The 9,772-nt window shown below is 68.6% G+C and carries 11 protein-coding genes; 5 read left to right on the plus strand and 6 right to left on the minus strand.

Features of this window, described 5'->3' with window-relative positions; all coding sequences use genetic code 11:
• Positions 1-5: 5 nt before the first annotated feature.
• Entirely contained in the window at positions 6-1,592 is a 1,587-nt protein-coding gene (locus DPV74_RS35065; protein WP_119338867.1) for an ABC transporter substrate-binding protein, read from the plus strand.
• A gap of 100 nt (positions 1,593-1,692) precedes the next feature.
• Here the strand turns inward: DPV74_RS35065 and DPV74_RS35070 are convergent, their stop codons facing one another.
• The 6 genes from DPV74_RS35070 to DPV74_RS35095 all read right to left on the minus strand — a co-directional run bounded on the left by DPV74_RS35070 (position 1,693) and on the right by DPV74_RS35095 (position 7,578).
• Positions 1,693-2,640, minus strand: coding sequence for a TauD/TfdA family dioxygenase (locus tag DPV74_RS35070; RefSeq protein ID WP_119338864.1), 948 nt, complete (start codon positions 2,638-2,640; stop codon positions 1,693-1,695).
• A gap of 156 nt (positions 2,641-2,796) precedes the next feature.
• Positions 2,797-3,750 (minus strand): TauD/TfdA family dioxygenase, encoded by a 954-nt coding sequence (locus DPV74_RS35075; protein WP_027791201.1) that lies wholly within the window; start codon positions 3,748-3,750, stop codon positions 2,797-2,799.
• A 148-nt stretch (positions 3,751-3,898) separates the two neighbouring features.
• On the minus strand, positions 3,899-4,744 hold the full coding sequence (locus tag DPV74_RS35080; protein ID WP_119338865.1) for an ABC transporter ATP-binding protein: 846 nt from the start codon (positions 4,742-4,744) through the stop codon (positions 3,899-3,901).
• A gap of 33 nt (positions 4,745-4,777) precedes the next feature.
• Positions 4,778-5,596, minus strand: a complete 819-nt coding sequence (locus DPV74_RS35085) for an ABC transporter permease (protein WP_119338866.1) — start codon at positions 5,594-5,596, stop codon at positions 4,778-4,780.
• 48 nt (positions 5,597-5,644) lie between these two features.
• A complete protein-coding gene (locus DPV74_RS35090) occupies positions 5,645-6,496 on the minus strand; it encodes an ABC transporter permease (RefSeq protein ID WP_060208103.1) in 852 nt (283 codons plus the stop codon).
• Positions 6,497-6,510: 14 nt separating this feature from the next.
• Entirely contained in the window at positions 6,511-7,578 is a 1,068-nt protein-coding gene (locus DPV74_RS35095; RefSeq protein ID WP_060357608.1) for an ABC transporter substrate-binding protein, read from the minus strand.
• Positions 7,579-7,677: 99 nt separating this feature from the next.
• On the opposite strand from DPV74_RS35095, the gene DPV74_RS35100 reads away from it, so the two are divergent.
• From DPV74_RS35100 to cpaB, 4 genes are all read left to right on the plus strand, one after another.
• Complete coding sequence (locus tag DPV74_RS35100) at positions 7,678-8,097, plus strand: hypothetical protein (RefSeq protein ID WP_162923227.1); 420 nt, start codon at positions 7,678-7,680, stop codon at positions 8,095-8,097.
• Positions 8,098-8,441: 344 nt separating this feature from the next.
• The gene (locus tag DPV74_RS35105) at positions 8,442-8,624 is read left to right on the plus strand and encodes a Flp family type IVb pilin (protein ID WP_027791205.1); all 183 of its coding nucleotides are present in this window, start codon (positions 8,442-8,444) and stop codon (positions 8,622-8,624) included.
• A gap of 90 nt (positions 8,625-8,714) precedes the next feature.
• Entirely contained in the window at positions 8,715-9,188 is a 474-nt protein-coding gene (locus DPV74_RS35110; RefSeq protein ID WP_060058704.1) for a prepilin peptidase, read from the plus strand.
• Between the two features lie 20 nt (positions 9,189-9,208).
• A partial coding sequence (gene cpaB / locus DPV74_RS35115) for a Flp pilus assembly protein CpaB (RefSeq protein WP_119338868.1) occupies positions 9,209-9,772 on the plus strand: 564 nt, incomplete at its 3' end.

Raw genomic sequence — 9,772 nt, forward strand, 5'->3', positions numbered from 1 at the left:
GCTGCATCGCGGCGTCGCTGCTGCTCGCCGGCGCGGCCACGCAGGCGCTGGCCGCGCCCGCCGGCAAGACGCTCGTGTATTGCACCGAAGGCAGCCCGGCCGGCTTCGATCCGGGCCAGCACACGACGAGCACCGATTTCGACGCGAGCACGTTCACGATCTACAACGGGCTCGTGCAGTTCAAGCGCGGCACGCTCGATCTCGAACCGTCGCTCGCGACGAGCTGGGACGTGTCGCCCGACCAGCGCACGATCACGTTCCATTTGCGGCGCGGCGTGAAGTTCCAGACGACCGCGTGGTTCAAGCCGACGCGGCCGTTCCAGGCCGACGATGTCGTGTTCACGTTCCGCCGGATGCTCGATCGGGACGATCCGTTCCGCAAGGCCTATCCGGTCAGCTTCCCGTATTTCAGCGACCTCGGTTTCGACCGCAACATCGAACGCATCGACAAGGTCGACGACTACACGGTGCGCTTCGTGCTGAAGACGCCCGACGTCGTGTTCGTGCGCAATCTCGCGATGGCGTTCGCGTCGATCCTGTCGGCCGAGTACGCGTCGCAGCTCGCGGCGCGTCACCGCGAGGCCGACATCAACCAGTTCCCGGTCGGCACGGGGCCGTTCCTGCTGCGCACGTACCAGAAAGACGCGCTGATCCGCTACGACGCGAATCCGGACTACTGGAAGCCGGACGACGTGAAGCTCGCCCATCTCGTGTTCGCGATCACGCCCGATCCGGCCGCGCGCCTGCAGAAGCTGGTGTCCGGCGAGTGCCAGGTGTCGGTGTTCCCGCGGCCGGCCGACCTCGACACGGTGCGGCGCGACCCGAAGCTGTCGTTGTTCTCGGGGATGGGTTTCAACGTCGGCTTCGTCGCGTACAACACGCAGCATGCGCCGCTCGATCGCGTCGACGTGCGGCGCGCGCTCGACATCGCGATCGACAAGTCGGCGATCGTGAAGACCGTGTTCAACGGCGACGCGAAGATCGCGACGAACCCGATGCCGCCCGCGCAATGGTCGTACAACCCGCGCCTGAAGGATGCGCCGCGCGATCCGGCGGCCGCGAAGGCGCTGCTCGCGCAGGCCGGTTTCCCGAACGGCTTCGACCTCACGCTGTGGGCGATGCCCGTGCAGCGCCCGTACAACCCGAATGCGCAGCTGATGGCGCAGTTGATCCAGCAGGACTGGGCGAAGATCGGCGTGCGCGCGAAGATCGTCAGCTACGAATGGGGCGAATACAACCGCCGCGCGAAGCTCGAAGGGCAGCACGACGCGATCCTGTACGGCTGGTCGGGCGACAACGGCGATCCCGACAACTGGCTCGGCACGCTGCTCGGTTGCGACGCGGTGCACGGCAGCAATCTCGCGAAATGGTGCAACCAGGATTTCGAACGGCTGGTGGACGCCGCGCGTTCCAATGCGGACGTCGCGAAACGCACGGCGCTGTACGAACAGGCGCAGGTCGTGTTCAAGGACCAGGTGCCGTTCACGCCGATCGCGACGTCGATCGTGTCGCTGCCCGTGTCCAAGCGCGTGCACGGGCTGACGTTCTCGCCGCTCGGCGGGCACCGTTTCGACGGGGTCTGGCTGGATTGACGGACGGGCCGCGCACGCGCGCGGCCCGCGCATTCATCGGCGTGACGTGACGAAAGTGACGGAAAGGCCGGCGCGACGCGGTGCGCCGGCTGCCGCCGGTTCAGTTGAGCGCGACCGCCGCCGCGGCCTCGACCGGCGAGCCTTCGAGCGCGACCGACGGCCGGCCGTTGGGGCCGACCGGCACGTCGCCGGTGAGCGTCGTGCGATAGAGCTGGCGGTCGAAGTCGAGATCGAAGATGTCGACCGGCGCGAGGTGGGCGGTCGCGCGGTTGTCCCAGAACGCGATGCTGCGCGGCTCCCACTTGAAGCGGATCGTGAATTCAGGCCGCGTCACGTGTTCCCACAGCAGTTCGAGCAGGGCCTGGCTCTCGCGCGGCGTCAGCCCGACGATCGATTTCAGGAAGCTCGGGCTCACGTACAGTGCGCGTTCGCCGGTCTCCGGGTGCACGCGCACGAGCGGATGCTCGGTCACGAGCGGGCGGCGTTCGACCGCGTCGTCGAACGCATCGGTTGCGCGCGCGCCGGCCGGCGGCGTGAAGCGATGAATGCCGCGCAGGCCGTCGACGAAGCCGCGCAGCGGCGCGGACAGCGTTTCGTACGCGCGCACGAGGTTGGTCCAGTGCGTGTCGCCGCCGTAAGGCGGGATCGTCACGCCGCGCAGGATCGACGCCCACGGCGGGTTCACGGCGGCGGTCACGTCGGTGTGCCAGCCGGTCCACGGCCGGCGCACCGGTTCGCCTTCGAAGCGGGTGGCCTTGCGGTGTTTCGCGATCGAATACACGGCGGGATGCCCGTCGACGTGCCCGAACACCGGGTGGCCGACCGTCGGCTCGCCGAACTGCGCGGAGAACGCGACGTGCTGCTCGTGCGTGAGGAACTGCTCGCGGAAGAAGATGACGCGCCATTTCAGCAGCGCGGCGCGAATCGCCGAGATCTGCGGCGTGGTCAACGGTTGCGTGAGGTCGACGCCGCGTATTTCCGCACCGATATGGGCGGACAACGGGATCACGTCGATCGGCTCGGCGGCGGGTTCGAGTAAGGCGCTCATGCGACGCTCCTGGCGGAAGTGAACGGGGTGCGGGGCCGACATCGTTGCGCGTGCGTGCGTCGGTCCGGTGGCGGGAAGGGCATGGTCGGGTGTCCGGTGGCGGAGGAGGCAGGTGCGGCGGCGCGCACGGAACGGCGCCGCCGCGTGACGCGGGCGTTATTGCAGCGTCGCGCCCGGCCCCTTCAGCACGACGCTCCGGCGGCCGTCGATGCCGACCGGCACGTCGCCGTGCACGGTCGCGCGGCGCACGACACGGCGCGCATCGCCGTAGTCGTTGATCGCGTAGTGCTGCGTCGCGCGGTTGTCCCAGATCGCGACGTCGCCTTCCTGCCAGTTCCAGCGCACGGTGTTCTCGAGACGCGTCACATGCTCGTGGAATACCTGCAGCAGGTGCGCGGAATCCTGCGCCGACAGCCCCTTGAGCCGCTGCACGAAATGCCCGAGCACGAGCGTACGTTCGCCGGTTTCCGGATGGACGCGCACGACCGGGTGCTCGGTTTCGTAGACGGTCGACGTGAACACTTCGCGGTAGCGCTTCAGTTGCGCAGCGTCGGCGTGCACGTGCGTCGACGCGTAGTCGTACGCGTTCGTATGCAGTGCCCACAGCGTGTCGGCGAGCGCGCGCAGCGGGTCGGGCAGGTTCGCGTAGGCGGCGGCCGTGTTGGCCCACACGGTATCGCCGCCGAACGGCGGAATCACGACCGCGCGCAGGATCGAGACCTTCGGGTACGCATCGACGAACGTCACGTCGGTGTGCCACGAATTGGCGCGCGCGCCGTGTGCGGAATCGAGTTCGAGCAGGTGCGCGCTGCCGTCGACGGACGGCACGGTCGGGTGGGCGACGGTCTCGCCGAAGCGGCGTGCGAACGCTTCCTGCGCGGTGTCGTCGAGGTGGTGCTGGCCACGGAAGAACAGCACCTTGTGGCGCAGCAGCGCGGCCTGGATCGCGTCGAACGTCGCGTCGTCGAGCGTGCCCGACAGCCGCACGCCGGCGATCTCGGCGCCGATCCGGCCGGCGACCTGGCGAAGCTGGAGCGGGGTGGCGGCCGTGCGCGGCGCGGCGTGCGAAGCATGCGAAGACGGGTGAGCGGCGTGCTGGACTTCGGACATCGGGAGTCTCCTGGAGTCGGGTCGGTCGAGTCTCCATTCAAGCAGGGACCGTGCGCAACCGGAACCGATGAATCGTCACAACCTTAGCGTGCGCGCGGCGATGATCGATATGCGTCGTCGTGCTGAGCAAATCGGAGCGCCATGCGTGCTACCACGCAAGCCGCCATTCGCCGATCCGGTGCGGGCGCGGCGGGTCGATACGCTTGCCGCGCGGGTGATCGTCGCCCGGCGGTTCGCCGTCGTCGAAACCGGCGAGCACGGTGTCGCGCAGCCGCGCGAATTCCGGTGAATCGCGCCGGCGCGGGCGCGGCAGCGCGACGTCGACGATGCGCTCGATGCGGCCCGGGCGCGGCGCCATCGTCACGACACGGTCGCCGAGATACACGGCTTCGTCGACGTCGTGCGTGACGAGGATCATCGTGATGCGCTCCTGTTCCCAGATGCGCAGCAGCTCGTTCTGCATCCGCGCGCGCGTCTGCGCGTCGAGCGCGCCGAACGGCTCGTCGAGCAGCAGCACGCGCGGGCGGTTCACGAGGCCGCGTGCGATCGCGACGCGCTGCGCCATCCCGCCCGACAACTGGTTCGGATACGCATGCTCGAAGCCGTTCAGCCCGACGAGCGCGACGTGATCGGCGACCGCGCGGCGCTTCTCGGCCGCGTCGAGCGGCGCGTTGCGCAGCGCGGCCTCGATGTTCTGCGCGACGGTCAGCCACGGGAACAGCCGGTGATCCTGGAACACGATCCCGCGTTGCAGCGACGTGTCGCGTACGCGCTCGGCGCCGGCACGGATCTCGCCCGCGTAATCGGTGTCGAGCCCGGCGATCAGGCGCAGCAGCGTCGACTTGCCGCAGCCGCTCGCGCCGACGATCGTGACGAACTCGCCGGCGCGCACGTGCAGCGACACGTCGTCGAGCACGGCGAGCGCGGCGCCGCGTTGCGCGTAGTGCTTGCTCACGTGGAGGATGTCGAGCGAATCGGAGGCGAGGGTCGTCATGGCGGGTCCGAGGAAGGGGGAAAGGAAGGGCGATCAGCGCGGCAGGTCGCCGCGCCGGGCCAGCACCTTGCGCTCGATCGCGCGTGCGACCGCGTTCAGGGCCCAGCCAGTCACGCCGACGACGATGATCCCGAACAGCACGAGATCCATCCGGAACTGCTCGCTGCCGTCGATCAGCGTGTTGCCGATCCCGCTGCCGGCGACCAGCAGGTATTCGGCGCCGAGCGTCGCGAGCCACGAATAGATCAGGCCGAGATACAGCCCGGTGAAGATCGACGGCAGCGCGGCCGGCAGGATCACGTGGCGCACGAGCTGGAGCCGCGAGTAGCGCAGCGCGCGGGCGACGTCGACATACGCGCGCGGCACCGCATGAATGCCGTCGCAGGTGTGCGCGGCAACGGGCAGCAGCGCGGCGAGCGACAGGAACACGACCTTGGCGACGTCGCCGAGGCCGAACCATACGGAAATCAGCGGAATCCACGCGAACAGCGAGATCTGCTTGAACGTGTCGAAGCTCGGGCCGACCATCCGCGCGGCGATGCGCGACAACCCGAGCGCGGTGCCGAGCAGCAGCCCGCCGGCCGCGCCGATCGCGAAACCGCAGGCTTCGCGCGCAAGCGACGCGGACAGCGCGCGGCCGAGCGCGCCGCTCGTGGCTTGCGCCCATGCGGTGCGCAACACGTCGGCCGGGCCGACGAGCAGCCCGCTGTTTACGAGGTGCGCGGACGCGATGGCCCACCACAGCGCGAACGCGACGAGCGGCAGGACGAAGCCGCGCCAGTCGGGCGCACGCAGGCGGCGGGCGGCCGTGGCGGCCGGCGGTGCGGCGTCCGGCGAAGCGGAATGCGTCACGGGAGAATCTCCTTCGGTTGCGCGGGCAGTGCGGGCATCGTGTGTGGCTCAGCCCCGGAAGGCGGACGGCACGCCGCGGCGCAGGCGCGCCTCGAGCGCGTCGAGCAGCCGGTTGATCAGCAGGCCGACCGCCCCGACGACAATCACGGCGGCCATCACGAGATCGAGCTGGAACAGCTGCCGCCCGTACACGATCAGGTAGCCGAGCCCTTCGGACGATGCGACGAGCTCCACGACGACGAGCGCGAGCCACGACTTCGTGAACGCGAGCCGCACGCCGGTCGCGAGCGTCGGGATCGCGGCGGGCAGCACGACGTGCACGATGCGCTGGCGGCGCGTGTAGCCGAATACGCGCGCGACTTCGTCGAGCGCGGGCGGGGTCTGGCGAAACCCTTGCAGCGTGCTCAGCGTGACGGGAACGAGCGCCGCATGCGCGATCAGCAGGTACTTGAGCGGTTCGCCGACGCCGACGAGCAGCAGCAGGAACGGCAGCCAGCCGAGCACCGGAATCTGCACGAGCGCGTTGAAGCTCGGCAGCACGTAGGCTTCCAGCGTGCGCGACAGGCCGAGCGCGACGCCGGTCGCGAAGCCGAGCAGCGTGCCGGCGGCGAACCCGACCAGCACGCGTTGCAGGCTGATCAGCGTGTGGCGCACGAGATCGCCGCTCGTCGCGAGATCCGCGAGCGCGTCGAACACGCGTTCCGGCGGCGGCAGGATCTGCGGCGCGATCCAGCCGCGCGCGCTGCCGACGCTCCACAGCGCGAACAGCAGCGCGGGCAGCAGCCACGGCGCGAGCCGCCACGACCACCGTTTCACGTGTGCCGCCGGGTGCGGCTGCGCGGTGAGCGCGGCGGGCGGGCGAGTGTCGGATGACGGGACGGAAAACGCGGTGTCGCTCATCGGGAAAGTCCGGGTCAGGAAAGGGGCTTGCCGGCCGCGTCGTATCGTTGCCAGTAGTTTTCGAGCTTCAGCGTGCGCAGCGCGTTGTCGAGATACTTCGGCTCGAACCAGCCGTCGACGTCGACCGGCTGGCGAATCAGTTTCAATGCGAGCGCATCCTGCGCGACGGACTTGTAGCGCGCGACGAAGAACGGATCGATCAGCGGCGACAACCGGTCCTTCAGGCGCTGGTTCGCGTAGTCGGCCTGCCACGACGAAACCGGCACGCCACTCTTCGCCCACAGCTTGAACAGCGCGTCGCGGTTCGCCTCGTCGGACGACCATTGCGCGCTCTTCACGATCGCGGTGACGACACGCTGCACGATGTCCGGATGCGCGCGGTCGAAATCGTCGAGCACGAGCAGGTGCGTCTGGCGCGTGAACTGCGGGCCGTCGTTCTGCGATTCGTAGATGATCTTCGCGAGCCCCGCGTCGCGCAGCTTGTACAGCTGGTAGTCGCCCACCGACGCGTCGATGCCTTTCGACGCGAGCGCGGCGAGCGAGCTCGCGGCATCGAGGTTGATCACGCGTAGGTCGCGTTCGCCGAGGCCGTTTTTCGCGAGTGCGTTGTCGGCGACGAGCTGCAGGTTGGTGCCGCGGAAGATCGACACGCGGCGGTCCTTCAGGTCCTTGATCGAGCGGATCGTGGAGTCGGGCGGCACCGCGATCTTGACGCCCGAGCGCACGCTCGCGGCGAGCAGCAGGCGCGTCTTGATTCCGTTCGCACGCGCGAGCACGGCGGGCAGGTCGCCCTGGTACGCGAAGTCGAGCGCCTTGTTGGCGATCGCCTCGTTGACGGCAGGCCCCGCGCCCTTGAAGAACAGCCATTCCACCTTGATGCCGTCTGCCGCGAACTCCTTTTCGACCTGTTGCTGCAACTGAGCGGTGGCGGGGCTCGAGCCGCCGAACGTCGGCGGATCGCCGGCGCCCTGCTGGGCGACGCCGATGCGGATGGTGGCGGGCTTGTCGGCGTGCGCGGCGGCGGCCGGCAACGCAATGAGGGACGCAATGAGCAGCGATCGCAGCAGGCGCAGTGGAAGCATGAATCGACGGGTCCGGAACGTTGAGGAACAAGGCCGGGCCGCAGCCCGTCGGGGCATTCTCGATGACGTGCCGGGGCCGGACAAGAAACGATTTGAACTATGCTTATCGCCGCCTTGCGGGTTGCCGCGCCGCGCGCTCCGTTCTTTGCGGCGGAGAACCGCATTCACATGTATTGGAGATTCATTCAGGATTCCCATCATGTCGATTGCGGCCGGATGCCGAATCGGGCAATCGTCGATTTGAAAATCGCAATGGAGACGTGGGTGGATTCGCGTAAGGATCGCTGGACGAATCCGGGCGGAAAGATGGAGGCAGCTAATCGGGGAAATGCGAAGCGGGCCGGTCAATTTTGCCGGGAAGTCAGGCCGGATAAGGAGAAGCGAGCCGCTGTCGATCGATCCGGCATGCCGATAAATCGAATGGAAACGGTTCGGCGGCCGGCCGGAAAATCATGCGCCGCAACAGTGGCAATGCCTGTTCCGATACGTGAACCATGCGAAATGCCGCGAGAAAAATGAAGGAAAATGAGCGATATGGCATTCATCGTTTCAGCATGAAATCCATAAATGCACTCCGACGCCAAATCATTTGAATTCGCCTGAAAAATTGTCTATACCCTAGACGAATCAGCGTGGTTGCATCGTGCGGGAAGACCGCACCATGGATGCGGGCATGCAACGGTCGAAGTCATCGTTGCGCGCCGCGTGTTGTCGTGATCGAGAGTATTCCGGGGGATGCGAACGACCCAGTGCCAGGGTCGCCCGCACGCATCGCAATGGGCGAAGGTCCTGCGCAACCGCCGGAGCAAGGGTGCGTCTTTGCGTTCAACGGTCGGTCACCGACCCGTTACACGGAGGTTGCCATGCTGCAATACGTCAAGTCCCTGCTGCGTGACGAACGCGGCGTCAGCTCGCTCGAATACGCAGTGCTGGCCGGCATCGTCGTGGTCGCGCTGGCGGCGGTCGGCGTGATCCTCAGCAGCAACACCGGCGGCTTGCCGAGCATATTCACGACGCTGATCAACAAGGTGACGAGCCTGATCTGATCCGCTGAACCCGCGCGCCACCGACGAACACCGGGATCCGCAGCGGTAGAACGTATCCGCGGCCGGTGCGTGTCGACGGACGCCTCTCCCATGCTCACGCTCGTGCAGTCGGTGGCCACGGTCTTGCTGGCTTCGCTCGCCGCGCAGGATCTGCGCGACCGGCGGCTGTCCAATCGCGTGGTGCTCGCGTTCGCGGCGCTGTATTTCGTCGCGGCGGCGCTCGCGCGCGACGGCTTCGCGCCGCTGGCCGGGCATGTCGCGATCGGCGCGGCGACGCTGCTGCTGTTCGGCGCGATGCGTCACGCGGGCTGGATCGGCGGCGGCGACGTCAAGCTCGCGGCGGCGGTATGCCTGTGGGCCGGCCCGGCACTGGTGTTTCCGGTGCTGGCGAGTGTCGGCGCGGGCGGTGCCCTGTGCGGCGTCGCGTTGCTGGTATCGCGGTCGCGGCGCGCCACGCCGGTGCACGCGATCGACGCGCGCGGCGTGCCGTACGGCGTGGCGCTCGCGCTCGGCGGCACGCTGGCCGTCTGGGCGTCGTTTCCACACACGGTTTCGCTTACCTAGCCCGGGGGACGCACGCCGCCATGCCCAAACCGCTGAGAATGGCCGTGCTCGTCGTTGCCGCCGGCATCGGTGCGTTCATCCTGCGCGAACTGTACGTCGCCGCGTCGACGCCGTCGGTGCCCGCCGAAACGGATCAGGCGCGCGTGCGGGTCGCCGCCGCCGACCTGCCGGAAGGGCTGCTGCTGCGCGACAACGATCTCGCGTGGAAGCGCATGCCGCGCGCGCAGGTGCCGGCCGGCGCGTTCGTCGAGTCGCAGCCGGGCGCGGACCTGAAGGGCGCGCTGCTGCGCAACCACGTGGGCGCGGGCGCGCCGATTCGCGTCGAGAACGTGATTCCGGCCGGCGCGCCGGATTTTCTCGCGGCCGCGCTGCAACCCGGCATGCGCGCGATCTCGGTGCCGGTCGACGACGTGTCGGGCAACGCGGGGCTGATCCAGCCGGGCGACTTCGTCGACGTGTTGCTGACGCAGCAGATCGGCGGCTCGGCGACGTCGCCGGGCACGTTCGAAGCGGAGACGGTGGTGCGGCGCGCGCGCGTGCTCGCGGTCGGTTCCGAATTCCAGCGCGCGAAGGCGCCCGCGAGC

This window comes from Burkholderia sp. HAN2018, from assembly GCF_024704855.1.
Taxonomy (GTDB): domain Bacteria; phylum Pseudomonadota; class Gammaproteobacteria; order Burkholderiales; family Burkholderiaceae; genus Burkholderia; species Burkholderia cepacia.